Annotated in this window: 29 protein-coding genes and 1 pseudogene; 13 read left to right on the forward strand and 17 right to left on the reverse strand. The window is 68.6% G+C overall.

The window, feature by feature from the left end; genetic code table 11:
* The first annotated feature begins 4 nt into the window (after window positions 1-4).
* On the forward strand, window positions 5-292 hold the full coding sequence (locus tag G6N53_RS00940) for a hypothetical protein (RefSeq protein ID WP_163886485.1): 288 nt from the start codon (window positions 5-7) through the stop codon (window positions 290-292).
* Window positions 289-1371: a PAS domain-containing protein gene (locus G6N53_RS00945; protein ID WP_163886486.1), complete on the forward strand. Its 1083-nt coding sequence runs from the start codon at window positions 289-291 to the stop codon at window positions 1369-1371. The genes G6N53_RS00940 and G6N53_RS00945 overlap by 4 nt, the downstream gene beginning before the upstream one ends.
* Here the strand turns inward: G6N53_RS00945 and G6N53_RS29765 are convergent.
* From G6N53_RS29765 to ssd, 7 genes are read right to left on the reverse strand one after another with little or no spacing between them, the layout of a single operon-like run.
* Entirely contained in the window at window positions 1368-1748 is a 381-nt protein-coding gene (locus G6N53_RS29765) for an Rv3654c family TadE-like protein (protein WP_237166304.1), read from the reverse strand. The genes G6N53_RS00945 and G6N53_RS29765 overlap by 4 nt on opposite strands.
* Complete coding sequence (locus G6N53_RS29770; protein ID WP_205390501.1) at window positions 1714-2001, reverse strand: TadE family type IV pilus minor pilin; 288 nt, start codon at window positions 1999-2001, stop codon at window positions 1714-1716. Before G6N53_RS29770 ends, G6N53_RS29765 begins: the two co-directional genes overlap by 35 nt.
* 41 nt (window positions 2002-2042) lie before the next feature.
* Complete coding sequence (locus G6N53_RS00955) at window positions 2043-2246, reverse strand: DUF4244 domain-containing protein (protein ID WP_163886488.1); 204 nt, start codon at window positions 2244-2246, stop codon at window positions 2043-2045.
* 21 nt (window positions 2247-2267) lie between these two features.
* On the reverse strand, window positions 2268-2840 hold the full coding sequence (locus tag G6N53_RS00960; RefSeq protein WP_163886489.1) for a type II secretion system F family protein: 573 nt from the start codon (window positions 2838-2840) through the stop codon (window positions 2268-2270).
* Entirely contained in the window at window positions 2837-3622 is a 786-nt protein-coding gene (locus G6N53_RS00965; protein ID WP_163886490.1) for a type II secretion system F family protein, read from the reverse strand. The genes G6N53_RS00960 and G6N53_RS00965 overlap by 4 nt, the downstream gene beginning before the upstream one ends.
* On the reverse strand, window positions 3619-4797 hold the full coding sequence (locus tag G6N53_RS00970) for a TadA family conjugal transfer-associated ATPase (protein WP_163886491.1): 1179 nt from the start codon (window positions 4795-4797) through the stop codon (window positions 3619-3621). Before G6N53_RS00970 ends, G6N53_RS00965 begins: the two co-directional genes overlap by 4 nt.
* Window positions 4794-5891, reverse strand: coding sequence for a septum site-determining protein Ssd (ssd, locus tag G6N53_RS00975; protein ID WP_163886492.1), 1098 nt, complete (start codon window positions 5889-5891; stop codon window positions 4794-4796). The genes G6N53_RS00970 and ssd overlap by 4 nt, the downstream gene beginning before the upstream one ends.
* 418 nt (window positions 5892-6309) lie before the next feature.
* On the opposite strand from ssd, the gene G6N53_RS00980 reads away from it, so the two are divergent.
* A complete protein-coding gene (locus G6N53_RS00980; protein ID WP_205390244.1) occupies window positions 6310-7167 on the forward strand; it encodes an HAD-IB family hydrolase in 858 nt (285 codons plus the stop codon).
* A gap of 466 nt (window positions 7168-7633) precedes the next feature.
* Here G6N53_RS00980 and G6N53_RS00985 read toward each other — a convergent pair whose 3' ends face one another.
* The gene (locus tag G6N53_RS00985) at window positions 7634-8407 is read right to left on the reverse strand and encodes a Fic family protein (protein ID WP_163886493.1); all 774 of its coding nucleotides are present in this window, start codon (window positions 8405-8407) and stop codon (window positions 7634-7636) included.
* Between the two features lie 146 nt (window positions 8408-8553).
* On the opposite strand from G6N53_RS00985, the gene acs reads away from it, so the two are divergent.
* Window positions 8554-10518 carry an acetate--CoA ligase gene (gene acs, locus G6N53_RS00990; protein WP_163886494.1) on the forward strand — a complete coding sequence of 655 codons (1965 nt, stop codon included), beginning with the start codon at window positions 8554-8556 and terminating at the stop codon, window positions 10516-10518.
* A 2-nt stretch (window positions 10519-10520) separates the two neighbouring features.
* Here the strand turns inward: acs and G6N53_RS00995 are convergent, their stop codons facing one another.
* Window positions 10521-11228: a chymotrypsin family serine protease gene (locus tag G6N53_RS00995; protein ID WP_371870781.1), complete on the reverse strand. Its 708-nt coding sequence runs from the start codon at window positions 11226-11228 to the stop codon at window positions 10521-10523.
* 164 nt (window positions 11229-11392) lie between these two features.
* Between G6N53_RS00995 and G6N53_RS01000 the strand changes: the two genes are divergently transcribed.
* Window positions 11393-11905 carry a phage holin family protein gene (locus G6N53_RS01000; RefSeq protein ID WP_163886495.1) on the forward strand — a complete coding sequence of 171 codons (513 nt, stop codon included), beginning with the start codon at window positions 11393-11395 and terminating at the stop codon, window positions 11903-11905.
* Window positions 11905-12870 (forward strand): alpha/beta fold hydrolase, encoded by a 966-nt coding sequence (locus tag G6N53_RS01005; protein ID WP_163886496.1) that lies wholly within the window; start codon window positions 11905-11907, stop codon window positions 12868-12870. The genes G6N53_RS01000 and G6N53_RS01005 overlap by 1 nt, the downstream gene beginning before the upstream one ends.
* Here G6N53_RS01005 and marP read toward each other — a convergent pair.
* The 4 genes from marP to nth are packed head-to-tail and all read right to left on the reverse strand — an operon-like array spanning window position 12863 to window position 16343.
* Window positions 12863-14050, reverse strand: a complete 1188-nt coding sequence (marP, locus tag G6N53_RS01010; protein WP_163886497.1) for an acid resistance serine protease MarP — start codon at window positions 14048-14050, stop codon at window positions 12863-12865. The genes G6N53_RS01005 and marP overlap by 8 nt on opposite strands.
* A gap of 2 nt (window positions 14051-14052) precedes the next feature.
* Window positions 14053-14829: an NUDIX hydrolase gene (locus G6N53_RS01015; RefSeq protein WP_163886498.1), complete on the reverse strand. Its 777-nt coding sequence runs from the start codon at window positions 14827-14829 to the stop codon at window positions 14053-14055.
* Window positions 14826-15503, reverse strand: coding sequence for a TlpA family protein disulfide reductase (locus tag G6N53_RS01020; RefSeq protein WP_163886499.1), 678 nt, complete (start codon window positions 15501-15503; stop codon window positions 14826-14828). Before G6N53_RS01020 ends, G6N53_RS01015 begins: the two co-directional genes overlap by 4 nt.
* A 30-nt stretch (window positions 15504-15533) precedes the next feature.
* Window positions 15534-16343 carry an endonuclease III gene (gene nth, locus G6N53_RS01025; protein ID WP_371870782.1) on the reverse strand — a complete coding sequence of 270 codons (810 nt, stop codon included), beginning with the start codon at window positions 16341-16343 and terminating at the stop codon, window positions 15534-15536.
* A 144-nt stretch (window positions 16344-16487) separates the two neighbouring features.
* On the opposite strand from nth, the gene G6N53_RS01030 reads away from it, so the two are divergent.
* Window positions 16488-16781: a hypothetical protein gene (locus tag G6N53_RS01030; RefSeq protein WP_237166307.1), complete on the forward strand. Its 294-nt coding sequence runs from the start codon at window positions 16488-16490 to the stop codon at window positions 16779-16781.
* A 130-nt stretch (window positions 16782-16911) separates the two neighbouring features.
* Entirely contained in the window at window positions 16912-17586 is a 675-nt protein-coding gene (gene crp, locus G6N53_RS01035) for a cAMP-activated global transcriptional regulator CRP (RefSeq protein WP_003931718.1), read from the forward strand.
* A gap of 120 nt (window positions 17587-17706) precedes the next feature.
* Here the strand turns inward: crp and G6N53_RS01040 are convergent, their stop codons facing one another.
* The 3 genes from G6N53_RS01040 to sp36 are packed head-to-tail and all read right to left on the reverse strand — an operon-like array spanning window position 17707 to window position 19114.
* The gene (locus G6N53_RS01040) at window positions 17707-18501 is read right to left on the reverse strand and encodes an MBL fold metallo-hydrolase (RefSeq protein WP_163886501.1); all 795 of its coding nucleotides are present in this window, start codon (window positions 18499-18501) and stop codon (window positions 17707-17709) included.
* Window positions 18498-18935, reverse strand: coding sequence for a RidA family protein (locus tag G6N53_RS01045; RefSeq protein ID WP_163895268.1), 438 nt, complete (start codon window positions 18933-18935; stop codon window positions 18498-18500). The genes G6N53_RS01040 and G6N53_RS01045 overlap by 4 nt, the downstream gene beginning before the upstream one ends.
* A gap of 17 nt (window positions 18936-18952) precedes the next feature.
* Entirely contained in the window at window positions 18953-19114 is a 162-nt protein-coding gene (gene sp36, locus G6N53_RS01050; RefSeq protein WP_159228721.1) for a Sp36 family protein, read from the reverse strand.
* A 48-nt stretch (window positions 19115-19162) separates the two neighbouring features.
* On the opposite strand from sp36, the gene bagA reads away from it, so the two are divergent.
* On the forward strand, window positions 19163-20203 hold the full coding sequence (gene bagA / locus G6N53_RS01055) for an ATPase BagA (RefSeq protein WP_163886502.1): 1041 nt from the start codon (window positions 19163-19165) through the stop codon (window positions 20201-20203).
* A 13-nt stretch (window positions 20204-20216) separates the two neighbouring features.
* Complete coding sequence (gene bagB, locus G6N53_RS01060) at window positions 20217-21347, forward strand: ATPase BagB (protein ID WP_163886503.1); 1131 nt, start codon at window positions 20217-20219, stop codon at window positions 21345-21347.
* 16 nt (window positions 21348-21363) lie between these two features.
* Here bagB and G6N53_RS01065 read toward each other — a convergent pair whose 3' ends face one another.
* Window positions 21364-21720 (reverse strand): WhiB family transcriptional regulator, encoded by a 357-nt coding sequence (locus G6N53_RS01065; protein ID WP_163886504.1) that lies wholly within the window; start codon window positions 21718-21720, stop codon window positions 21364-21366.
* 298 nt (window positions 21721-22018) lie between these two features.
* Here G6N53_RS01065 and ponA2 point away from each other — a divergent pair, with 298 nt between their 5' ends.
* The 3 genes and pseudogenes from ponA2 to cds1 all read left to right on the forward strand — a co-directional run.
* Window positions 22019-24475 (forward strand): transglycosylase/D,D-transpeptidase PonA2, encoded by a 2457-nt coding sequence (ponA2, locus tag G6N53_RS01070; RefSeq protein ID WP_163886505.1) that lies wholly within the window; start codon window positions 22019-22021, stop codon window positions 24473-24475.
* A 65-nt stretch (window positions 24476-24540) separates the two neighbouring features.
* Window positions 24541-25515, forward strand: a complete 975-nt coding sequence (locus G6N53_RS01075) for a metallophosphoesterase (protein WP_163886506.1) — start codon at window positions 24541-24543, stop codon at window positions 25513-25515.
* Window positions 25512-26612: pseudogene (gene cds1, locus G6N53_RS01080) on the forward strand (L-cysteine desulfhydrase Cds1); the annotation flags it as partial. The gene G6N53_RS01075 and the pseudogene cds1, both read left to right, overlap by 4 nt.
* Between the last annotated feature and the right edge of the window lie 63 nt (window positions 26613-26675).

The following is a 26675-nucleotide window of genomic DNA, read 5'->3' on the forward strand; positions in this document are numbered from 1 at the left end:
TCCGGTGGCGATCGACCCCTCGACGGCCGCCTGTGGTGCAGGACATCCGACAAGCCCGCTGAAACGGCGCGGCAACAACAACGTTTACGGCGACGAACAGTCCGGACAACGGGTTTCGATTTCCGATCCCGACTCTCAGGTTGGTGCGAAACTACCTCGTCAGGGGGTTGATTGCAACACCGGCCGGGATCAGCCGGTGGTACTCGGAGGTACTCCGCACGGCCGGCTACACGAAATTCGTCGCGTCATCGTCGAAAGCGCCGTTCTACCCCTCGGTAAGCTGTCGGCATGACCCACGACTGGTTGCTCGTGGAAACACTGGGCAGCGAGCCTGCCGTCGTCGCAGAAGGCGCCCACACCAAGGACATGGTGCCGATCAGCACGTTCCTGAGACGAAGTCCCCACCTGATGGCGATCCAGTCCGCCATCGGGGAGACGGTGCGTGCCGGCAAAGCCCTGAGGAGCATCACGCCGAAGAACGATCGGGTGATCTGCACCGAGGTCGTGCAGATGTCCGACGGTCGGATCCACGGGGTCCAGATATGGCTGGGACCGCCCGACGAGGAACCACCACCGCGTCCGGCGGTCGGACCGCTGATCTGGGACCTGAGCCGCGGAACTGCCACCGACACCCCGGAGTCGCTGCGGATAGGCGGTTGGGATCCCGCCAAGGAGTTCACTCACGGGCGGGCGTTCGCCGACGACCTGCCGCGCCGCGACCTCAACCCCAACGAAGCCGAGATCCTCAGCATGGTGATCAGGCCGGAGGTCGGCCTGACGATGTGCAACACCTGGGATGTCACCGACTACCGGGGTGAACGAATCACCGTCGGATTCGTCGCCAGGTCGTTGCCGGAAGTGCAGGACGACGGCAAAGAGCGGCTGATCTGCCGGGCGATGAACTGGCGCAGTCTGCGGGAGCGGCCGAGCATCCAGGAGGACATCCTGGGCCAACGGATTCTCGACAGCCTCGCCGAACCGGGCGTGCACCGCGCACTGGTCGATCCACGGCACTGGTCTCTGTTGAAGTGGCTCGACGACCCGGCACCGTTCTTCGACTGGCGAGCCGGGATCGTCGAGGGGCAGGCCTTCCATCCGGACGACGAGGAGACGCTGGCGGCGATGGCCGTGGAATTCGAGACCGGCGGCACCTCGGGTGTGCTGCGGATGGCCGCCCACCACGGCGGCTGGATTGCGGTGCACATCGCGGTGCACCGGGTCGAACTCGACAAGGGCGTCTACGCCGGCCTGGCGGCGCTGCGCCTGCCCACAGACGCCGAACGGGCAGCAGCCGGATTCCCCGAAAGCGATGAGCCGGCAGCCGGTACCCGGAAGTCGCGCTCCCGCAGGCAGAAAGCCACCAAGGCCTAGCCTGCCGGCCCCGCCCTGGCGACTGCCCGAGCCGGGCCCGATGCCGCGACCCTGACCGGCGCCTCGCCCCTGACCGGCGCCTCGACCACGACGACGACATCGAGATCGTGCACCGAGCACTCCACCGCCGTCGTACCCATCATGGCCGCCAACGCCGAGGCCTGCGCGCAGGCCCGCTGCACACCGGTGGGCAGGTAGGCCGCCGCCGCCAACGCGGCGAGGTCCGCGGCCGCCTGCGCACGGTGTCTGGCGATGACGGCCCCGCCGATGTGGGCGCCGCCCGCGGTGATCACCACCAGTGCCGCGATCATCGCGGCGGCCACGATCGAGGCCGACCCACGCTCACCGGCCGATGGGTTCAGTTGCGGCGACCGCACCGGCGCTGATCGAAACCCCGGGTAGCAGAGTCGATCTCGCGGTGACAGTCGCCACCACGTAGTGGCCGTCGCGGCGCAGGTGCAGCGCCGCTCCCGGTGGCGCGACCTGGCGTGCTGCCCGGTCAGCGGCTGCGTCGTCGCCGCGCGCGGCCAGCCGTGCCGCCTCCCGGGCAGCATCAACGCAACGCACCTGCATGGACACCGCAGTGAGGCCGGCCAGGCAGACGACCAGGATCGCCACCAGCGCGAGTATCGCGAAAGCGGCCTCGGCAGTGGCGGTTCCGGATTCGCCACCTAGACGCTGGTGTTCAACGCCCGGCTGATGATGTTGGTCAGGGCACCGACGATCGAGTCCCCGGTGACGACGGTATAGAGAATGGCCCCGAACGCGGCCGCGGCGATCGTACCGATGGCGTACTCGACGGTGGACATGCCGTCGTCGTCGACGGCCAGCACGATCAGGCGGGCACGCAGGTCCCGAAAGCGTTCTCTGGTCATGGATGTCTCCTTCATCTCTGGTCACAACACTCCTGATTGCAGGATTTCGCCGGCCAATCCGGCGATGACGGGCACAATGCCCAGACACAGGAAGGCCGGCAGATAGCACAGCCCCAGCGGCGCCGCGATCATCACCGAGGCGCGCTCGGCGTTCGCCCCGGCGCTGTCAGCGGCGTCACCGCGCAATGCGGCAGCAAGGTCCTCGGTACCCTGTGCCAGCGCGACACCCGATGCCGCGGACCTACGCGCCATCCTCAGGAACGCCTCGGCGTGTTTGTCCACCGGCCCTGACGGATTCGCCCACGCCACGGCAGGGTCTGCTCCCAGGGCCAGCAGATCGGCGGCCCGCCTCAGCAGCACCGCGAGGGCCGCGGGAGCGGACTCGGCGACGCCCGCCGCCGCACTCGACACCGCCATCCCGGAGCGCAAACACGCCGCAAGGACATCCAGGCTGGACGCGGTTGCGAGCGCGTCGTCACCGGACGCCTCATTGCGACGAATCCCGTCGTGTTGCAGACCGATCCGCAGCCGAGCGCCGGGAGCCCGGGGAGACAACAACAGCGCCGTCGCGAGAAGGGCTGCAGCCCAGGTCATCTGCTCACGCTCGCGGTTATTCGGTCCGACCAGAGCAGACCACAGCACACCAATCCACTACCGATGATCAGCAACCAGCCGCCCGCCCCTCCGGAGAGCAGGAACCGCAACGGCTCGGCCCCGATCGACTGCCCCAACAGCACGCCGAGGACCGGCAGCCCCGCGAGGATCGCGGCGGTGGCGCGGGCACCGGCCATGCCGGCTTCCACGCGCCCCACGAAGCGTGCGCGTTCGGTGATGTCACGCTGCGCGGTCTGCATCAGGCTGGCGATCGCTAACCCATGGGACTGGGCGAGCTCCCAGCACACCGCCAACCGTTCCCAGTGGCCGGGTGATGCCGAGCGGAACGCCTCGGCCCTCAGGCCCGCGGCCACATCGGCTCCCAGCGCGGCCCGCGCGGCAACCGAGCCCAACGACCGGGCGACGCGGCCGTGCGACTCCCTGGCCGCGACACCCATCGCGGCGACCGGATGCGCACCGACACGCAACTCCCCCACCAGGACGTCGAGGGCGGCCTGCAGCGCGGACTCTTCCTGTGTGCGTGCCCGCCTGCGGCGGGTGGCGCGTGCGCGGGCGAGCAGGGTGGCGCCCAGCAGACCGGCCGCCAGGACGGCAGTCCACGGGATCAGCAGCAGCAACGCCGCCCACCCGGCCACCGCGCACGGCACCACGGGAAGGCGCCGGCGGCTCGATACCGTCGGCGTCAGCGCTCGGGCACGCCGCCGCGACGAGACCGGGGCGATCATCACGGCCAGCGCCAGGGCCAGGGCCGCGCCGGTCACATCCGGGCCCGCACGCGGATCAGATGGTCCAGTGCCTGCGCGCCGCAACCGAAGCCGGTCTCAGCGCTCCAGCAGGGAAGTACCGTCACCCGGCCGTCGTCGGCGCGCTGCAACATCCCCACCTCGCTGAGGTGGCGGCGTCCCGCCTGATCGCGCGCCACATGCAGAACGACCTGGATCGCCGCCGCGAGCTGGCTGTGCAGCGCGGCTCGGTCGAGACCGCCGAGTGCGGCAAGCGCCTCGAAGCGGGCGGGTACCTCGGCCGGGCTGTTCGCGTGCACCGTGCCGGCACCGCCGTCGTGGCCGGTGTTCAGCGCTGCGAGCAGGTCGACGACCTCGGCGCCGCGCACCTCACCGACGACGATGCGGTCGGGACGCATCCTCAGCGCCTGTTTGACCAGGTCACGGACCGTCACCTCGCCGACGCCCTCGACGTTGGCGCAGCGGGCGACGAGCTTCACCAGATGAGGGTGCCGGGGCGCGAGCTCGGAGGCGTCTTCCACGCACACGATTCGCTCGTCGGTGGCGACGGCGCCCAGCATCGCAGCCAACAGCGTGGTCTTGCCCGCGCCGGTTCCCCCGGAGACCACGAACGCCAGCCGGGCGTCGATGATGCCCCGCAGTAGTTCGGCTGCCTCGGCGGCGACGGCTCCCACCCCGGCGAGCGCATCGAGATCCTGACTGGCGGGCCGCAGCACCCGCAGCGACAGGCACGTACCCGCGGCGGCGACCGGTGGCAGCACCGCGTGCAACCGGATCCTGAGCAGCTGGCCGGGGTGGGCGGGGTCCAGATGATCGATCTGACCGTCCACCCAGGGTTGGGCGTCGTCGAGGCGGCGCCCGGCGGTCAGCGCCAGCCGCTGCGCCAACCGGCGCACGGCGGTCTCGTCAGCGAATCGCACCGAGGTCTGTCGCAAACCCCCGCCGTCGTCGACCCAGACAGCATCGGGAGATGTCACGAGTACGTCGGTGGTCCCGGGGGCACACAACAGCGGTTCCAGGATCCCCGCACCGACCAGCTCGGTCTGCAACTCACGCAGGCTGCTGAGCACCTCGGTGTCGCCCAGCACACCACCGGACTCGGCCCGGATGGCGGCGGCCACGACGCTGGGCCGCAGTGGTGCCCGCTCGGCGGCGAGTCGCTCGCGGACCCGATCGACCAGCGGCGTGTTCATGCCGCGGATTCCGTCAGATGCCCCAGATGCGGGTTCTGGCTGAGGATTCCGAGAACCGCGCGGACCGCCGCGGCAAGTGGTGATCGGCGGCGAAGCACCAGGCCACCGCGTTCCAGTCGAGGTGCCAGACCCGGCTCCGGTCGCATCGAGGCCAGCACGGGGAACCCCACGATCCGCGCGACGTCGACCGACCGGAGGCCGCCGGGCGACGGCCCGCGCACCACCACGCCGGTGTTCGGGTTGCCTGCCGATGCCCATCGGGCGGTGGCAGCGGCGGCGGCACACGAGCGCACATCCGCCGTGGTGACCACCACCACGAGGTCCGCAGCGGCCAGCGCCGTCTCCGCAGTGGCCGTCGGTTGGCGGGCGACATCGCAGACGACCGGTACCCCGGCCCTGCTGCCGGCGTCGATCACCGCGGCCAGGGCCGAAGAGCCGATGTGGTTGCTGGCAGCGTCCTCAGACAACACCCGACTTCCCGACAACACACCGACTCCGCGGCACCTCGGCAGCGCGTCACGCAGGGCCGGATAGCTCAGGCGTCCGCCCGCCAGTGACAGATCGGGCCATCGCAAGCCGGGTTCCGCCTCGTTACCGAGCACCAGATCCAGTCCGCCGCCCCACGGATCGCCGTCCACGAGCAGCGATTCGGCCGCCGCCTGCGCCAGCGCGGTGGCGAAAACCGACGCCCCAGCACCCCCGCGACCTGCCAGAACGGCTATCACCGGCCCGCGGATCCCGCTCTGCCCCGAGGCTTCTGCGGCGTCGGACAGCGATGCCATCAGAGCCCGTTCCTGTGTGGGCAACATCACAACTTGTTGCGCACCAACAGCAACGGCCGCCTCCCATTCGGCCTGACCTGGTTCTGAGCAACTGATCAGCAGCACCCGCGCGCGCCGCGGCAGGCCCCGTTGCACGCAGCGCCGGGCGGCACCGACATCCAGAAGGATCGCCGCGGCACCCGTCCACACGCGCAGACTCGAGGGATCGTCGGCACGCACCACACGCAGGCCCGCAGCTGCGACGATGCGGTCGATGTCGGCGTCGAGCGACCGGTCGTCGAGCACGGCCAGAATTCCCGCTGCTGTCGTCATGAACCCAGCGTCGGATGCGGTCGAGTTCTCGGAAAGAGCGTGGCCAAGATCTGTGGATCAACGCCGTTATTTGGACAGCGGACCGGCCGACAACACACCGAAAACGGTATTCCGCAACCTTTTCAGATTCGGGGACCTGTCCGCTTTGCGAAAACACCCCACAAAAGGGACGACCCCCGCCAGGGGGGGAGGAGGCGGAGGTCGTCGTGTATCAGCCCCGGGGGGTCGGGCTGATGCACACCCGGCATAAGCCGAGTGATGCCCACTATACACACGCGAGAGTGCACCAGCGCAAGTACCGAAACCCGGCGATGTCGGCCGAGACCAGGAAAAATAACAGTCCCAGACACGTGTCGTGAACTGCCAGTTTGTACGATCTGTCACGATCTGTCACGCGCGGCCCCTCTATGCTGGCGTTGTGACCTCATCCGACCCGGCGGCAGGGGTGGGCCCACCCCCCGGGAAGCCGGCCTCATCGGAGCGCCCCATTCGCACCGCGGCGTTCTTCGATCTGGACAAAACCGTGATCGCAAAATCCAGCACTTTGGCTTTCAGCAAACCCTTCTTCAGCCAGGGGCTAATTAATCGACGGGCCGTGCTGAAGTCGTCGTACGCGCAATTCCTTTTCCTGATGTCCGGTGCCGATCATGACCAGATGGACCGGATGCGCTCCTACATCACGAACATGTGCACCGGATGGGACGTCGAACAGATCAAGTCGATCGTCGGCGAGACCCTGCACGACATCGTGGATCCGCTGGTCTTCGCCGAAGCGGCCGAACTCATCGCCGACCACAAACTCTGCGGTCGCGACGTGGTCGTCGTCTCGGCATCCGGCGAGGAGATCGTGGCACCGATCGCCCGCGCCCTGGGCGCCACCCACGCGATGGCGACCCGGATGGTCGTCGAGGACGGCAAGTACACCGGCGAGATCGCGTTCTACTGCTACGGCGAGGGCAAGGTGGAGGCCATTCGCGCCCTCGCCGCCCGCGAGGGTTACGCGCTCGAACATTGCTACGCCTACTCGGACTCGATCACCGACCTGCCGATGCTCGAAGCCGTCGGTCATCCGACGGTGGTCAATCCGGACCGGGCGCTGCGCAAGGAAGCGACTGCGCGCGAGTGGCCCGTGCAGACCTTCACCAAGCCGGTGTCGCTGCGCGACCGCATTCCCGCCCCGTCCGGAGCGGCGGTGGCCACGACGGCTGCCGTCGGGGTCAGCGCACTGGCCGCCGGCGCGCTGACGTACACGCTGCTGCGCAGATTCGCGTTCTGACTTCGCGTTCTGACTTCGCGTTCTGACCCAACCCTGCCGCGCAGTAGCCGGCGTTGCTGTCGTAACGATCCGGATTCCGACCGGTTTTGCCCTTGCTGTGACTGGGGTCACGTAGTACAAAGGAAGCACGGAAGCCGGGTGAGGCCAAGGTCGAGCCGGAAGAGAAGGCTCGTATCTCCCGATCCCAGCTCCCCAGCACGGGTCCCGGAACCCACGCGGAGCACATACCGCGAAATAGGTAAAAGTGTTGCGGGCCTGCGGAATTACGAAGAACGGACGACCACGACAGCCCTTTGGGTGGGGTTGCAGTCGTAGCGCTTCGTGAGAACGCCGAGGCCAACCCACGCAACCCAGACAAGCACGCTTGGTAACCGGAATTCGTGCTCGCGGGCGGCGATCCGAAGTATTTTCGAATTACTTCGGGCGCCGCCCGCCTCGTTTTGCTGGCCCGCCTGCAACCGCGGTATCAGCCCGAGGCCGACTGCGCGATGGACAACGCCTCGCGGGCGCCGGCATGCAGTGCCTCGCTGCTGAGCACCAGCCACGCCGTCAGCCCCTCCGCGGTTCCCGACGCGAAACCTCGGGCAGCTGCCTGGTAGTCGCCCGAGCGGCGCATCCAGTGCACCTCGGGTACCCCGAGGCCGTGCGGGTCGAGCCCGCTGGCGATCGTCACCAGCCTCGACACCGCGCGGGCCACCACGCCGTCGGCGGTGCCGAACGGGCGCAGGGTGAGCAGTTCCCCGTGCCCGACGGCCGCCAGCACCGTGGCGGGTACCCGGGTGGCGCTGGTCATGACGTCGGCGAGCAACTCGAGTCGCCGGCCGATGTCGGCGTCGGCGCGCGGCCGTCCGAGGCGGTCCGCCTCGACCAGATCCGTCGCCGCGAGCGCATGCAGCTTGGCGATGGCCTGCAGCGGCGCCCGCCGCCACACCCCCACCAGCGCTCCTTCACCGCCTTCGAGCGCCTCGGCCACCCGCAATGCGCCGGCGAGCACCGGGTCACTGCCGGCATCGTCCGCCGCTGCGGTGGCGAATTGGAGCGGTCCGCCGTCGAGCACCGACGACGCCCTGGCCGCCCGCAACGACGCCTCGGCTGCCGATTTCGGCCAGCCGCGTAGATTGGTCCGATGCCGGTGAGCCCGACCGAGCGCCTCGCGCGCCTCGTCGCCGGCCTGGACGACGCCGGGGAGCCGGGACAACGGCGCCAGGAGGTCGCCGGCCGCCCCGCCGTCGGCCGTCATCTGTGCTCACCACCGGTCACGCCCGCACACGCTAGTCGACCACTGGACCCGCCAGCCATCACGTTCATCGCACGGCAGGCGCCGTCTACAGCCGTACTTGTGAGTTGCCAACGCTGATGCAACCTTCGGTGACTACCCTCACAGTCATGACCGAGACGCACGCCGAAGTCCAGTCTTCGTACCCCCCGGCCCCCGAGTTCGCCGAGAACGCCAACGCGACAGCGGCGTTGTACGACGCGGCGGAGGCCGACCGGTTGGCATTCTGGGCCGACCAGGCCAACAAGCTGAGCTGGGACACCCCGTTCGACGAAGTGCTCGACTGGTCCGAGGCGCCCTTCGCGAAATGGTTCGTCGGCGGCAAGCTCAACGTCGCCTACAACTGCGTCGACCGTCATGTCGAGGCCGGCAACGGTGACCGAGTCGCGATCCACTGGGAGGGTGAACCGGTCGGCGACGCTCGCGACATCACCTACTCCCAGCTCAAAGACGAAGTGTGCCAAGCGGCCAACACGCTCGCCGAACTCGGCTTGCGATCCGGTGACCGGGTCGCCATCTACATGCCGATGGTGCCCGAGGCCATCATCGCGATGCTGGCCTGCGCGCGCCTGGGCGCGATGCATTCGGTGGTGTTCGCCGGATTCTCCGCCTCGGCGCTGAAGGCCCGGATCGAGGACGCCGAGGCCAAGCTGGTGATCACCAGCGACGGTCAGTTCCGCCGCGGCAAGGCGGCTTCGCTGAAGGCCGGGGTCGACGAGGCGATCGAGGGCCTCGGTGACAACAGTCCCGTCGAGCACGTACTGGTGGTGCGCCGCACCGGAATCGACGTGCCGTGGACCGAGGGCCGCGACCTGTGGTGGGACGAGACCGTCCCGAAGGCCTCCACCGACCACGAGCCGGAGGCGTTCGACTCCGAGCATCCGCTGTTCCTGCTGTACACCTCGGGAACCACCGGCAAGCCCAAGGGCATCATGCACACCTCGGGCGGGTATCTGACGCAGGCGGCGTACACCGTCTACAACGTCTTCGACGTCAAACCGGACTCCGACGTGTACTGGTGCACCGCCGACATCGGCTGGGTCACCGGACACACCTACATCGTGTACGGACCGCTGGCCAACGGTGTCACGCAGGTCGTCTACGAGGGCACACCGGCCTCACCCGACGAGCACCGCCACTTCCAGGTCATCGAAAAGTACGGTGTGACAATCTATTACACCGCTCCCACGGTGGTGCGCACGTTCATGAAGTGGGGCCGCGAGCTCGCCTTCGAACACGATCTGTCAAGCGTCCGGTTGCTGGGCTCGGTGGGTGAGCCGATCAACCCCGAGGCATGGCGGTGGTACCGCCTGGTGTTCGGCAGCGACAAGACGCCGGTCGTGGACACCTGGTGGCAGACCGAGACCGGGGCGGCGATGATCTCACCGCTGCCCGGGGTGACCGACTGCAAGCCGGGATCGGCGATGCGCCCGCTGCCCGGGATCTCCGCCAAGATCGTCGACGACGACGGCAAGGATCTCGAGCCCAGCCCCGACCACGGCGAACACGTCACCGGCTACCTGGTGCTCGACAAGCCGTGGCCGGCGATGCTGCGCGGCATCTGGGGCGATCCGGAGCGGTTCAAGGAGACCTACTGGTCGCGGTTCGCCGAGCAGGGCTGGTACTTCGCGGGTGACGGCGCCCGGTACGGCAGCGACGGCGAGATCTGGGTGCTGGGCCGCATCGACGACGTGATGAACATCTCCGGCCACCGGATCTCCACTGCCGAGGTGGAGTCTGCGCTCGTCGGACACTCCGGGGTGGCCGAGGCGGCCGTCGTCGGCGCCACCGACGAGCACACCGGTCAGGCGATCTGCGCCTTCGTCATCCTCAAGTCCCACCACGCCGAGATGTCACACGAACAGATGGTGGACGAACTGCGTTCCGAGGTGGCCAAGGAGATCTCTCCGATCGCCAAGCCCCGCGAGATCCACGTGGTGCCGGAGTTGCCCAAGACCCGAAGCGGCAAGATCATGCGCCGGTTGTTGCGTGACGTGGCCGAAGGCCGCGAGCTCGGCGACACCTCGACACTGGTCGATCCCAGCGTGTTCGAGGCGATCAGGGAGAGCAAGTAGCCTCAGGCCGCCCCCACCGGCACAAAACCGCTGCCCGGCCGTCCTTTGGCGGTGATGTCGGCGAGTTGGGTGTTGAACGACATCGTGACCGCCGGGGTGTGCAGCGGGATGAACTTGATCACGCAGGTCGGCAGCTCCTCGGAGAACGCCCCGTGAATCATGCCGACGAGCCTGTTGTCGACTGTGACCGGCGCCCCGGAGTCGCCGGGCTGCCCGCAGACCTGGTTGACGATCGTGCCGGGCTCCTCACCCGGCCCCCAGGTGACCCCACACGAATAGCCGGTGGTGCGGCCGAGCTTGCAGGCCACGTCGCCGAACGCGGGATCCGGCCCGAGCCCGTCGATGCGGAACCCGTTGACCGAACTGGTCGGGATGACCTTGGCCCGGTCGAACTCGATCACCGCGTAGTCCAGGCCGTCGTTGCCTGCGACCATCGTGCCGACGACGCCCGCGCTCTCGTCCCCTTCGGCGGCCACCACCGCGCCCGGTCCGCCGCAGTGCGCCGAGGTGAACCCGATCAGGCTGCCGCGATTGTCGGTTCCGATCGTGGTCAGGGTGCACAACGTCTCGCCGTTGACGACGAGCCCGGAGCCGCCCCCGAGCGTCACCGGCGAGTCGGCATGGGCGGGGGCGACGATCCCGGCCGTGAGCATGGCGCCCAGCGCCACGATCACAGCAGAGACTGTCAGCGTCAGGCCGCTGGTCCTCAAGAATCACTCCCCAATCGACGTGCCCGACCCCGTCCCTGAAGGAACCCAGGCAGTCTATCTCCGGTCGGAATCGTTTAGCGCCACGCCACGTGGCAATATTGGTCCCGCCATTGATCCCGATACTTGAACCGCGACCTGACAGCAGATGCGGGAAGGAAGCTTCCGTGAGCGACCGCAAGAACGGCGTGCCGACCACCGTGACCTCGATACCTCTGGTGGACCCGCACGCGGCCAAGCCCGACCCGTCGATCGGTGATCTGGTCAAGGACGCCACCTCCCAGGTGTCGACCCTGGTGCGTGCCGAGGTGGAGTTGGCCAAGGCCGAGATCACCCGCGACGTCAAGAAGGGGTTGACCGGCAGCGTCTTCTTCATCCTGGCGCTGGTGGTGCTGTTCTACTCGACGTTCTTCTTCTTCTTTTTTGTCGCCGAGTTGCTGGACAGCTGGCTGTGGCGCTGGGCCGCCTTCCTGATCGTGTTCGGCATCATGGTGGTGGTGACCGCGGTGCTGGCCCTGGTCGGCTATCTGAAGGTGCGCCGGATCCGTGGACCGCAGCAGACGATCGAGTCGGTCAAGGAGATCCCCGAGGCACTGAACCCGGGCCCTGACAAGGCCGCGAAAGCGGTCGCGTCTCGAGACGGCAAGCAGGCGTCGACCGCCGACCCGTCGGGCTGGTAATGGTCCGACCCGGTCCGTCGGTGGTGCGCATCGCCGGGCCGTGGCGTCATCTGGACGTGCACGCCAACGGGATTCGGTTCCACGTCGTCGAGGCAGAACGGCGGCCGGACACCGAGGACGGGTCGACGGCCCTCACCGATCGGCCGCTGGTCATCCTGTTGCACGGTTTCGGGTCGTTCTGGTGGTCCTGGCGGCACCAACTCAAAGGCCTGACCGGGGCCCGGGTAGTGGCCGTCGACCTGCGCGGTTACGGAGGCAGCGACAAACCACCGCGGGGCTACGACGGCTGGACCCTGGCCGGAGACACCGCAGGTCTGGTGCGCGCACTGGGGCACAAGTCCGCCACGCTCGTCGGGCATGCCGACGGCGGACTGGTCTGCTGGGCCACCGCCGTTCTACATCCCAGGGCGGTGCACGCCATCGCGGTGGTGAGCTCCCCTCACCCGGCCGCGTTGCGGACCTCGGCGCTGACCCGTCGCGATCAGGGCGCCGCGCTGCTGCCGTGGATGCTGCGCTACCAGGTGCCGGTGTGGCCCGAACGCGCGCTGACACGCCACGACGGCGCCGAACTGGAGCGGCTGGTGCGCAGCCGGTCCAGCGCAAAATGGCAAGCAAGCGAAGACTTCTCGGAGACCATCGGCCACCTGCGGCGCGCCATCGGGATCCCGTCGGCAGCGCACTCGGCGCTGGAGTACCAACGCTGGGCGGTGCGAAGCCAACTGCGCAGCGAGGGACGCCGGTTCCTCCGGACGATGAAGCGTCCGCTACCGGTTCCGGTGCTGCATCTGCGCGGCGATGCCGACCCGTACGTGCTGGCCGATCCGGTACACCGGACACAGCGGTACGCTCCACACGGACGGTACGTAACACTGGACGGCGCCGGGCATTTCGGGCACGAAGAGGCGCCCGAGACGGTCAACGAACACCTGTCGCGCTTTCTGGCGCAGGTGTACTCCGCTAACTGATGCAGGTTCCGGTGGGCACCCGGTCGACATTGCCCACCCTGGCCATCTGCCGCGCCACTTCGTCGGCGGTGAGCACGAACCCGGTGTCGACGTCGTCGACCGCCGCGCCGAACACCACGCCGAGGACCTTGCCGCTGCGGTTGATCATGGGGCCGCCCGAATTACCTTGGCGCACAGTTCCCCTGATGGTGTACACCTCGCGGTTGACGGTTGTGGTGCGATAGATGTCGGGGCCGTTGAGCTCGATGACCTCCCGGACGCGCGACGGCGTCGCGAGGAAATCCCCGCCACCGGGATACCCCATCACGATGCCGTCGGTGCCCGGAGGAGCCTCGCCCTCCGCGAACTGCAGCGGCGCGGACGGCAGGTCCGGCACGTCGAGGATCGAGATGTCGGCGTCGGGATCGTAGGAGACCACGCCAGCCTCGTAGGTCTGCCCGTCGATCTCGACGGTGACGCTCTCCGATCCCGCGACCACGTGGGCGTTGGACATCACCCGGTTCGGAGCGACCACGAAGCCGCTACCCTCGAGCACCTTCTGGCAACTCTGTGCCACTCCCTGCACCTTGACCACGCTCGGCCGCGTCGCACCGACCACAGCGGACTCGGCCAGCGACGCGTCGGGCGCGTCGACGGCAGCGACGTCTGTCGGCCCGAACGGTTTGAGCACATCGTGGAGTCCGGCGTTGTCCCACAGCGCCGAGAGCCGGTTGGGCACCGACCTGAGCCAGTTCGGCGCGACGGCGTCGACCTCGGCGATCACCCTCGAATCACGGACGGCCGCGGCCAGATTGGGCTGCGGCGACGACGTCAGCGCGGTGCCGAGCAGCCATGCGGCGGTCAGGACCAGAACCAGCTGCACGGCGACCCCGACGACGGAGTCGAAGATGCGTAGGGTGGGGCTGCGGATCGCGCCGCGCACCGCCCGGCCGAGCACCACGCCGGCGATCTCCCCGATCACCACCAGCGCCAGGATCAGGAACAGGGTCACGAACAACTGGGTGCGCGGGCCGGTGATGTGGCTGACGACGTGTGGCGCGAGCAGCACCCCCGCCACCGCGCCGAGCACGACGCCGACCAGGGCCAGCAGGGAACCCGGCGCCCCGGAACGCCAGCCGGAGATGGCAGCGACGAGCGCGACGGCGAGGATGGCGATGTCCAGCCACTGTGACGATGTCATGGTCAGGCTTCACCGTAGCTGCCCGCGACGCCCAGAAGCGCCATTGCCTCGTCGAGTTCGCGCACGTTGTCGGTGTCCCACGGCGCCGCCCAGCCCGCGACGTCGAGCAGCGCGGAGATCACCTGCCCGGTGAACCCCCACACCAGCATCTCGTTGAGCAGGAACGCCGGACCGGCCGTGCGGCGGGTGTTCTCGCTGCGGTACACCATGATCCGGTTCTCCGGGTTGACGAACGCCCGGACCGGGACCCGCGCGACCACGGCGGTCTCGGCGCGGTCGACAACCGCGACCGGTCCGGGGTCGGGCGAGTACGCGAGCACCGGCACCACGTGGAAACCCGACGGCGGGATGAACATCCGCTCGAGGGTAGCCAGCGGACGCAGCCGGCCGGCGTCGATGCCGGTCTCCTCGGTGGCCTCGCGGAGGGCGGTGTGGACCGGGCCGTCGTCCTCCGGATCAGCCGCACCGCCGGGGAACGCGGCCTGTCCGGCGTGATGGCGCAGCGTCGAGGCACGCACCGTGACGAGCAGGTCGGCGTCGTCGGGAAGGAGCCCGGGTTCGCCGTCGACCGGGCCGGAGAACAACACCAACACCGCGGCGTCGCGGCGGGAGCGGGTCCTGGCGGCGGTGGTGTTGGCTGCAGTGATCGCCGCCAGCACCTCGGCGGGCACGCGGCGGCGGTAGGCGTCCTTCACCGCGTCAGGCCGCGTCACCAGCGGTGTCAACCACTGCGGGGCCGCGTCGGGATTCAGCTCGCCGGCCCGGTTTTCCCAGCTCACCGCCCCGTTCCCGCCATCTCTGCCACTCCCAGCTTCGGATCGACCGCTTCGGCGATTTCGTCGACAGTCGCGAACGACCGAGGCAGAATCTCGGCAACGCTACCGTCAGGCCGCAGGATCACCGTTGCCGGCATGACGTTGGGCACCTGCAGCGCCGCGGCGACGCTGCGGCGTCCGTCCTGAAGGGTCGGCAGGTGCACACCCAGTTCGGCGAGCCGCAGCAACGCCGCACTCTCGTTTTCGTCCTGGTGCACGGTCAGGACCAGCACGTCGGGCCCCACGCGCCGGGCGTACTCGGCCATCGCGGGCAACTCGTCGGCGCACGGACCGCACCAGTACGCCCAGAGATTGAGGACGGTGGGGCGGCCGGCGACGGCGGCGGCGACGTCGACCCGCGAGCCGTCGCCCGCGCACTCGAGCACGAGGCCGCGAAGCGCCTCTGGCCCCTGGGTCGGTCCGGGTGCGGGGCAGGGTTCGAGATCGGCCCGGGCGCGCGGACCCGCGAGCGCCTCGGGGGTGTCGGCGTCGCGGCGGTCCCGGGCAGAGACGGTGTCCTGCGACGAAGAGGCCTGCTCGCCACCGTCGTTTCCGGCGTCGAGCTCCGACCACAGCGCCACGCTGAGCGCGATGACCACCACCAGCGCGACGATGCTCCACCGGACAGAGGTGCTCATCGGTACAAACTCATCGGTACAACGGGGTGCCTAGAGCCCGGCCAGCGCGAGGAGGTGCTCGGTCTCGGGACCTTTGACCAGGGCCGCGGCCGTCAGCGGATCGGTGGGACCGATGCCGAACGACGGACAGTCCTTGGCTAGCACGCAGACCCCGCAGGCCGGCTTGCGGGCATGGCAGACACGGCGGCCGTGGAAGATCACCCGGTGGCTGAGGAGGGTCCACTCACTGCGCTCGATGAGCTCGCCGACAGCGTGCTCGACCTTGACCGGATCCTCCAGGGCCGTCCACCGCCACCGGCGCACCAGCCTGCCGAAGTGGGTGTCGACGGTGATGCCCGGAACCCCGAACGCATTGCCGAGGATGACGTTGGCGGTCTTGCGGCCCACGCCGGGAAGGGTGACCAGTTCCTCGAGGGTCGCAGGTACCTCACCGTCGAAGCGCTCCGTCAGCTCCTGGCCCAGCCTGATGAGCGCGTTGGCCTTGTTCCGGAAGAACCCGGTGGGCCGGACCAACTCCTCGAGCTCGGTCCGGTCGGCGCGCGCGTAGTCGAGGGCGGTCCGGTACTTCGCGAACAACGCCGGCGTGGTCAGGTTGACCCGCTTGTCGGTGCTCTGCGCAGACAGGATGGTGGCCACCGTGAGCTCGAGCGGGTTGGTGAAGTCCAGCTCGCAGTACACGTGCGGAAAGGCCTGGGCCAGAGTGCGGTTCATCCGGCGGGCACGCCGAACCAGACCCAGCCGGGTCTCCTCGTCCCACTTGCCGGCCGACTTGCGGGCCGCCGCGCGCCGCACCGGCGCTTCACCGTCCGCTCCGCGCGCCGGCGTCTCACCCACAGTCACCTGACCAGCCTACTGAGACGGTGCGACGCGCCGAGGATCGGATCAGTCTTTACCGACGACTGTTCGTGATCCTGCCGAGACATTGGCCGTGTTTACTTCACCCTTGTGTCCTGGTTGCTCGTTGCGCTGATTCCAGGGTTGCTGATGCTGGCAACCCTTGGTCTCGAGCGTCTCGAGTCGAGCCTGCACCGCGACGTCCTCTCGCCGTCAGACGTGGCCGCGTTTCTCGACCAAGCCGAGGCCAGCGATGTGGACACGCTCGCACGCGACGGCATGGACCGCGCCCTGCACGGCCTGCACCGCCACCTCGACGAGCGGGATTCGGCGACGGGCGGACTCGCCGTCCACAACCAGGCCCCGGGTTTGCCGACGCGTCAGTACTTCGAGCACGCCGCCAATCCTGAGTTTCAGCAGACCCGACATGCCAATCCTGTGTAGCGTGGGCTGGTCACGCTGAAGGCTCAATTGCCGACACCGTCGGCAGGGCCTACCTCTAGACTGATCCCACGATCCGCACTCGAGGTCGGCATGCGTATTTCTGATCACCGAACAGCTTAAGAGGGGCAACGTGGACGAGATCCTGGCCAGGGCCGGAATCTTCCAGGGGGTGGAACCCAGCGCCGTTTCCGCGCTGACCAAGCAGCTACAGCCAGTCGACTTCCCGCGCGGACACACGGTGTTCGCCGAGGGTGAGCCCGGGGACCGGCTGTACATCATCATCTCCGGGAAGGTGAAGATCGGCCGTCGCTCACCGGACGGCCGGGAGAACCTGCTGACGATCATGGGCCCGTCCGACATGTTCGGCGAGCTGTCGATCTTCGATCCGGGGCCCCGCACATCGAGCGCCACCACGATCACCGAGGTGCGCGCCGTGTCGATGGACCGCGAGGCCTTGCGCGCGTGGATCGCCGACCGGCCCGAGATCGCCGAGCAGCTGCTGCGGGTGCTGGCACGTCGCCTGCGCCGCACCAACAACAACCTCGCCGACCTGATCTTCACCGACGTGCCCGGCCGGGTGGCCAAGCAGCTGCTGCAGCTCGCTCAGCGGTTCGGCACGCAGGAGGGCGGGGCGCTGCGGGTGACCCACGACCTGACCCAGGAAGAGATCGCCCAGCTGGTCGGGGCGTCCCGCGAGACGGTCAACAAGGCGCTCGCTGATTTCGCCCACCGCGGCTGGATCCGCCTGGAGGGTAAGAGCGTGCTGATCTCCGACTCCGAGCGGCTGGCTCGCCGAGCGAGGTAACGAGCGAGAATCCAGCACCGAGCGAGAATCCAGCGCCGAGCGAGGTAACTTTTCCGCCGGAACGGTATTCCGGCAGCAAAAGTGCGAGAGCACCCCTGCTGGAATACAGTTCCGGCGGGTTCAGCGGCGCAGGTAGTTCAGCTGTGCTTGAACGCTCCATTGGGCTGCGTCCCAGAGCTTTTCGTCGACGTCGGTGTACACGTGCTCCACCACGGCACGGCTGCCGGCGTCCTCGCCGAGAGTCCGCAGCGCAGCTCGGACCTGATCGAGTCGCTCCTCACGGTGCGCGAGGTAGCTGTCGCTGACGGCGACCATGTCGTCGAGTTCAGGGCCGTGCCCGGGCAACACGGTGCGGTGTCCCAGCCCGCGCAGCCGGTGCAGCGACTCCAGATAGTCGCCCAGGTCACCGTCCTCGTGATCGATCACCGAGGTGCCGCGGCCCAGGATGGTGTCCGCGGTCAACACTGCAGCGTCGTCGACGAGGAAGCACACCGAGTCGGCGGTGTGGCCGGGTGTGGCCATCACGGTGATCCGCAGGCCCGCTGCGTCGATCACCTCACCGTCGGTGAGCGGACCGCCCAGGCCTCGCAGGAAACCGCTGCCCACCGACCGCACGACGGCGCCGGTGAGATCGACGATCCGGTCGATTCCGCCGGTGTGGTCGGTGTGACGGTGACTGATCAGCACCAGCGGAATCGGTCCGAGGGCGGCGAGCCGCTCGATGTGCTCATCAGCAGCGCCGGAGCCATCGGGTCCGGGATCCACCACCACCATCTCGTCGCTGCCCGACCCGCGCAGCACCCAGGTGTTGGTGCCCTCGAGCGTCATCAACCCCGGGTTGTCGCACAGCAGCACCGACGCGTTGTCGGTCACCGGCCGTAGCAGGCCGTAGGCGGGATGCTCCGACGAGCTCACGCCACCTCTACGACGACCTCGACCTCGACGGGGGAATCGAGCGGCAACTCAGAAACCCCCACCGCGGACCGGGCGTGCGCGCCCGCGTCCCCGAAAACCTCACCGAACAGCTCCGAGGCGCCGTTGATGACGCCGGGCTGCCCGCCGAAACCGGGAGCCGAGGCGACGAACCCGACGACCTTCACGACCCGCACCACCGCGTCGACGCCGACCAGCGAGTCGACGGCGGCCAACGCGTTCAGTGCGCACTGGCGGGCCAGGCTTTTTGCCTGCTCTGCGGACACCTCGGCCCCGACCTTGCCGGTCATCGGCAGCTGCCCGGACGTCATTGGCAGCTGCCCCGAGGTGTAGACGAGGTTCCCGGTGCGGACCGCGGGCACGTAGGCCGCCACCGGTGCGACGACCTGTGGGAGCTCGATGCCCTGATCTGCCATCCGGGCCGACCAGGAGGTCACTTGGGCCGCTTGAGGTAGGCGACGTGCTGCTCGCCGGTGGGGCCGGGCAGCACCGACACCAACTCCCAGCCGTCCTCGCCCCACTGGTCGAGGATCTGTTTGGTGGCGTGTGTCAGCAGGGGCACGGTCGAGTACTCCCAGCGGGTCGGTTCGCTCATGCGCCCGAGCTTATCCGGCGCCGCACCCCCTGTGGCTAGCATGCAGTGGTGGCTACCACAACAACCGGGACAACGGCTGGTCCCAAGCCCGTCGGCTGGCCGGCTCGCCTGACCGAGGCACGCCTGCACTTCGTCACGGGCAAAGGCGGCACCGGCAAGTCGACGATCGCCGCCTCGCTGGCACTGGCGCTGGCGTCCGGTGGCCGCCGGGTTCTTCTGGTGGAAGTCGAAGGACGCCAGGGCATCGCGCAGCTCTTCGACGTACCGCCGCTGCCCTACGAAGAGGTCAAGATCGCCACGGCTGAGGGTGGCGGCCAGGTCAACGCGCTGGCGATCGACACCGAGGCGGCGTTTCTGGAGTACCTCGACATGTTCTACAACCTGGGTCTGGCCGGGCGGGCGATGCGCCGGATCGGCGCCGTGGAGTTCGCGACGACGATCGCGCCGGGTCTGCGCGATGTGCTGCTCACCGGCAAGGTCAAGGAGATCGTGACCCGCACCAAGGGCGACGCGAAGGCCAAGCAGAGCGTCTACGACGCCGTCGTCGTCGACGCCCCACCGACGGGGCGCATCGCCCGGTTCCTCGATGTCACCAAGGCGGTGTCGGATCTGGCCAAGGGCGGCCCGGTGCATTCGCAGGCCGAGGGCGTGGTCAAGCTCCTGCATTCCGACCTGACGGCCATCCATCTGGTGACCCTGCTGGAGGCACTGCCGATCCAGGAGACGATCGAGGCGATCGAGGAACTGCGGCAGATGCAGCTGCCCATCGGCAGCGTGATCGTCAACCGCAACATCCCGGCGTATCTGCCGCCCGACGACCTGGCCAAGGCCGCCGAGGGCGACATCGACGCCGACGCGGTGCGGGCCGGGCTGCAGAAGGCCGGGATCACGCTGTCCGACCAGGACTTCGCCGGGCTGCTCACCGAGACCATCCAGCACGCGACCCGGATCGCGGCGCGCACCGAGAGTTCCGAAGAGCTCGTCGAGATCGACGTGGCGCGGCTGGAACTTCCCTCGCTACCCGACGGTGTCGACCTGGGAAGTCTGTACGAACTGGCAGAAGCACTCGCCCAGCAGGGCGTCCGGTGAGCGGAGGAAACCCATGAGCACCACCCCGCCGACCCTGGACATGGCCTCGATCCTGCTCGACAGGTCCAACCGGGTGGTCGTGTGCTGCGGCGCGGGTGGCGTCGGCAAGACCACGACCGCCGCCGCGATGGCGTTGCGCGCGGCCGAGTACGGCCGCACCGTCGTCGTGCTGACCATCGACCCCGCCAAACGGCTCGCCCAGGCGCTGGGGATCAAGGATCTGGGGAACAACCCGCAACGGGTGCCGCTGGCGCCCGAGGTGCCCGGTGAGCTGCACGCGATGATGCTCGACATGCGCCGCACCTTCGACGAGATGGTGGTCCAGTACTCCGGATCCGGGGCTGCGGACGCCATTCTGGACAACCAGTTCTATCAGACGGTCGCGACGTCGCTTGCCGGCACACAGGAATACATGGCCATGGAGAAGCTGGGTCAGCTTCTGGCAGAAGACAAATGGGACCTGATCGTGGTCGACACCCCGCCGTCGCGCAACGCGCTCGATTTCCTGGACGCACCGAAGCGGTTGGGCAGCTTCATGGACAGCAGGTTGTGGCGTCTGCTCCTGGCGCCCGGCCGCGGCATCGGCCGTCTGGTGACCGGCGCGGTCGGTCTGGCGATGAAGGGGATGTCGACGATCCTGGGATCGCAGATGCTCTCCGACGCGGCGGGCTTCGTGCAGTCACTGGACGCGACGTTCGGCGGCTTCCGGGAGAAGGCGGACCGCACCTATGAACTGCTCAAGCGGCGCGGCACCCAGTTCGTCGTGGTTTCGGCCGCCGAGCCCGACGCATTGCGCGAGGCGTCGTTTTTTGTCGACCGGCTCTCCACCGAGCACATGCCGCTGGCGGGGTTGGTCCTCAACCGCACGCATCCCACGCTGTGCAACCTGCACGCCGACAAAGCCGCCGAGGCGGCAGACGAGTTGGAGAAGGCAGGTTCTGACGCGTTGACCGTGGCGGCCTTGCGTATCCATGCAGCCCGAGCGTCCACGGCCAAGCGGGAAATCCGGCTGCTGTCCAGATTCACCGGCGCGAACCCGCACGTGGCGATCGTAGGAGTGCCGTCACTGCCGTTCGACGTATCCGATCTGGAGGCCCTGCGGGCCATCGCCGATCAGATCACCGGCGAGCTCCCCGCCGCCTGAGGAGGTGCGGGCCGGATCAGCCCGCGCTGCGGTGCTTGCGCTGCGCAGCAAAGAACTCGGCCCAGGACACCACTTCGGGGTGCTGCTTGAGCAGGGCGCGGCGCTGGCGCTCGGTCATGCCGCCCCACACCCCGAACTCCACCCGGTTGTCCAGGGCGTCGGCACCGCATTCGGCGATGACGGGGCAATGCCGGCAGATCACGGCGGCTTTTCGCTGGGCAGCGCCGCGGACGAAAAGTTCGTCCGGGTCGGCCTGGCGACACCGGGCTTGCGAAACCCACGCAATACGCGCCTCAGCCTCTGCGCCATGCACAATGGACTGGCCGGTCGGATTCACGGTGGTCTTGCGAGCGGCGGGCTTGGTACCTAACACCTGCGATCCCCTTCGTTCTGGCCGCGCCCCGACAACGCAGACGACTTCCTAAACCGGCGTCGATCGCTAGTGCGATCTGCGCCACACCGCGAGTGGCAGGTGTGACCTGCATCGCACTGTCTGCTCAACTTAGGTGGTCAGGGGCGTTCTGCGCAATACGTTCGTGACCACTTTTTTGGGACGACCGTGCCGTCAGGCCGGTACAGTGCCGGACCTCGGCTTTCGACACCGGCGGCGCTGCATTCGTCTCGGTCGCTCGATGGATTCCGGGCCCGGATTCGTCGCTACTCTGTAACCCATGCCGGAGGACCACCCGACTCGACCGCCGGTTGCGGTCACGATCATCAAGCTCGCCTGGTGTTGCCTCCTGGCCAGCGTGGTAGCCGCCGCGCTGATGTTCCCGGCCGTCGGCGGGTTCGGGCTGATGTCCAACCGCGCCTCCGACGTCGTGGCAAACGGATCGGCCCAGCTCGTCGAGGGTGAAGTGCCTCAGGTGTCGACGATGGTCGACGCCAGGGGAAATGTCATCGCGTGGCTGTACACCCAGCGACGTTTCGAGGTGTCCAGCGATGAGATCGCCAACGCGATGAAGCTGGCGATCGTGTCGATCGAGGACAAGCGGTTCGCCGATCACAACGGCGTGGACTGGCAGGGCACCCTGACGGGGCTTTCCGGATATCTGTCGGGCAATCTCGACACCCGCGGCGGTTCGACGATCGAGCAGCAGTACGTGAAGAACTACCAGCTGTTGGTGGTCGCCCAGACCGACGCCGAGAGGCGCGCGGCGATCGAGACCACCCCGGCGCGCAAGCTGCGCGAGATCCGGATGGCGCTCACTCTGGACAAGACGTTCACCAAACCGGAGATCCTGACCCGCTATCTGAACCTGGTGTCCTTCGGCAACGGCGCGTTCGGGGTGCAGGACGCCGCCCAGACCTACTTCGGCATCAACGCCTCGGAACTGAACTGGCAGCAGGCCGCGCTGCTGGCCGGCATGGTCCAGTCGACCAGCACCCTGAATCCCTACACCAACCCCGACGGCGCGCTGGCGCGCCGCAACGTGGTGCTGGACACCATGATCGAGAACCTGCCCGAATACGCCGATGAGCTGCGGGAAGCCAGCCAGCAGCCGCTGGGGATCCTGCCGCAGCCCCAGGAACTGCCCCGGGGCTGCATCGCGGCCGGAGACCGCGCGTTCTTCTGTGACTACGCGCTGGAGTACCTGGCGCGCGCCGGCATCAGCAAGGATCAGGTCGCCAAGGGCGGCTATCTGATCAGGACAACGCTGGACCCCGACGTGCAGGCCTCGGTGAAGTCGGCGATCAACGAGTTCGCCAGCCCCGATCTCGACGGTGTCGCCAGCGTGATGAGCGTGGTCCGCCCGGGCAAGGAGTCCCACCCGGTGCTCGCGATGGCGAGCAACCGCACCTACGGCCTGAACCTCGACGCCGGCGAGACGATGCAGCCGCAGCCGTTCTCGCTGGCCGGTAACGGCGCGGGATCGGTGTTCAAAGTCTTCACCACGGCGGCCGCCATGGAGATGGGCATGGGCATCAACGCCCAGCTGGACGCCCCGTCCCGGTTCGAAGCCAAGGGTCTGGGCAGCGGTGGCGCGCGCGGCTGCCCGCCGGCGACGTGGTGCGTGCAGAACGCCGGCAACTACCGAGGGTCGATGAACGTCACCGACGCGCTCGCGACGTCGCCGAACACCGCCTTCGCCAAGCTGATCGCGCAGGTCGGGGTGCAGCGCGCCGTGGACATGGCGGTGCGGCTGGGGCTGCGGTCCTACGCGCTGCCGGGCACCGCCCGGGATTACGACCCGGACAGCAACGAAAGCCTCGCCGACTTCGTCAAGCGCCAGAATCTGGGATCGTTCACGCTGGGGCCGATCGAGGTGGACGCGTTGGAGCTGTCCAACGTGGCGGCGACGATCGCCTCCGGTGGCACGTGGTGCCCACCGAACCCGATCGAGCAGGTCGTCGACCGCAACGGCGAAGAGGTCTCGGTGACCACCGAGACCTGCGAGCAGGCAGTTCCGGAAGGCCTCGCCAACACCCTGGCGGTCGCGATGAGCAAGGACGACACCGGTGCGGGCACCGCGGCCGGCGCCGCGGGTTCGGCCGGCTGGACCCTGCCGGTGTCCGGCAAGACCGGTACCACCGAAGCCAACAGGTCGTCGGCATTCCTCGGGTTCACCAACCAGCTCGCCGCGGCCAGCTACATCTACGACGATTCCACCAATCCCAGCGAGTTGTGCTCGTTCCCGTTGCGGCAGTGCGGCAGCGGCAACCTGTTCGGCGGCAATGAGCCGGCCCGCACGTGGTTCACCGCGATGTTGCCGATCGCGACCAACTTCGGCGAGGTCACGCTGCCCCCGACCGACCCCCGCTACGTCGACGGCGCACCCGGCTCGCGGGTGCCCAGCGTCGCCGGGATGAACCAGAGCACCGCACGGCAGCGGCTGCGTGACGCCGGGTTCCAGGTCGCCGATCAATCGACGCCGGTCAACAGCACCGCGCCGTACGGCTCGGTCGTCGGGACGTCCCCGAGCGGGCAGACGGTTCCGGGGTCGATCGTGACGATCCAGACTTCCAATGGCGTCGCGCCGGCACCACCGCCGCCGCCGCCGGGCGCACCGCCACCCGGGGGTCCACCACCTCCAGTGGGGCAGACGGTCATCGAGATACCGGGCTTGCCGCCCATCACGGTGCCGGTACTGGGTCCGCCGCCGCCTCCGCCGCCCCCACCGGGGTAGCACCGACGATGCTGACGGCCGGGCGACGGTGGGTGGCGTCCGGCCGGTGGCAGTAGGCTGCGGGTATGGCTGCTGTGCCCTCTGGTTCACCCGGGTCCATCCTCAAGACCACCGCCGCCGCCTCCATCGGCACCCTCGCGGCAGGTATCGGTTACGCCTCGTTGATCGAGCGCAACGCGTTCGTCGTGCGTGAGGCGACGATGCCGGTGCTCTCACCGGGATCGTCGCCGCTGAAGGTCCTGCACATCAGTGACATCCACATGCGGCCGAGTCAGCGGCGCAAGCAGGCGTGGCTGCGCGAGCTCGCCGGCTGGAATCCGGACTTCGTCGTCAACACCGGCGACAATCTCTCCCACCCCAAGGCCGTGCCCGCGGTGGTGCAGGCCCTCGGTGATCTGCTGTCGGTGCCCGGCGTGTTCGTCTTCGGCAGCAACGACTACTTCGCGCCGAAAATGAAGAACCCGGCGAACTACCTGACCAATCCGAGCCACCGGATCCACGGGGAACCGCTGCCGTGGCAGGACCTGCGCGCCGCGTTCACCGAGCGCGGCTGGCTGGACATGACGCACACCCGCCGCGAGTTCGAGGTGGCCGGCCTGTACATCGCCGCCGCCGGGGTCGACGACCCGCACCTGTCCCGGGATCGTTACGCCACCATCGCCGGGCCGGCGAACGCCACCGCGAACCTGACGTTGGGCCTGACCCACTCCCCCGAGCCGCGGGTGCTGGACCGCTTCGCCGCCGACGGCTACCAGCTGGTGATGGCGGGCCACACCCACGGCGGCCAGCTGTGTGTGCCGTTCTACGGCGCGATCGTCACCAACTGTGAACTCGACCGGTCACGGGCCAAGGGTCCGTCCCGGTGGGGCGCACACACCCAGTTGCACGTCTCGGCGGGAATCGGCACGTCACCGTTCGCGCCGCTGCGGTTCTGCTGCCGCCCGGAGGCGACGCTGCTGACGCTGATCGCGGCCCCCACCGGAGGCTCGGACGCCCGGTCACGGGCAGGACAGTCGTATCCGACCGTCGCGGCACGGTGAGCGCGTCGGCCCTGTCCGCCCGCTGCAGCCGCTCACGTTCCTGGGTGGACAGCGCAGTGCGGCTCATCGGGGCCGACACCAGGCGCAGTGCTGACACCCACCTACTGCGCTACCCGCTGCCGTCGAGCTGGACCAAGGACGTCGACGTCTCGCTCTATCTCAAGGACGAGACCACCCACATCACCGGCAGCCTCAAGCACCGGCTGGCCCGGTCACTGTTCCTCTACGGGCTGTGCAACGGCTGGATCGACCAGAACACCACCGTCATCGAGGCCTCGTCGGGCTCCACGGCGGTCTCAGAGGCGTACTTTGCGGCGCTGCTGGGGTTGCCATTTATCGCGGTGATGCCGGCGTCGACGAGTGCGACGAAAATTGCCCTGATCGAGTCTCAAGGCGGCCGTTGCCATTTCGTCGCCGAGTCGACACAGATGTATGCCGAGGCACAGCGGCTGGCCGCCGAGACCGGCGGGCACTACCTCGACCAGTTCACCAACGCCGAACGTGCCACCGACTGGCGTGGCAACAACAACATCGCCGAGTCGATCTTCGAGCAGTTGGGCGAGGAGACACATCCGGTACCGGAGTGGATCGTGGTGGGTGCGGGCACCGGCGGGACGAGCGCCACGATCGGTCGCTACATCCGGTACCGCTGCCATCCCACCCGGCTGTGTGTCGTGGATCCGGAGAACTCCGCGTTCTTCCCCTCCTACGAGAGCGGCGACGCCGACGTCGTCACCGGGGTGTCGTCCCGCATCGAAGGCATCGGGCGACCGCGCGTGGAGCCGTCGTTCCTACCGCATGTCGTGGACCGGATGTTGGCGGTGCCCGACGCTGCGTCGGTGGCCGCCGCCCATCACGTCAGTCGGGTGCTCGGCCGCCGGGTCGGGCCGTCCACGGGAACCAACATCTGGGGTGCTTTCGAACTGCTGGCCGAGATGGCGGCCGAGGGCCGCAACGGCTCGGTGGTCACGCTTCTGGCCGACAGCGGCGACCGGTACGCCGACACCTACTTCTGTGACGAATGGCTGACCAGCCACGGGCTCGACCCGTCCGCCTCGGCCGATGTGCTGGCCGAGTTCGAACGATCGGGACGGTGGCCGCGGTCGTCGGCGCCGCGCGACAGTGGTCCGTCCGACGTCAGGAACAGCCACAGCGCCGCG

Source organism: Mycolicibacterium hippocampi (assembly GCF_010723735.1).
In the GTDB taxonomy this organism is placed as follows: domain Bacteria; phylum Actinomycetota; class Actinomycetes; order Mycobacteriales; family Mycobacteriaceae; genus Mycobacterium; species Mycobacterium hippocampi.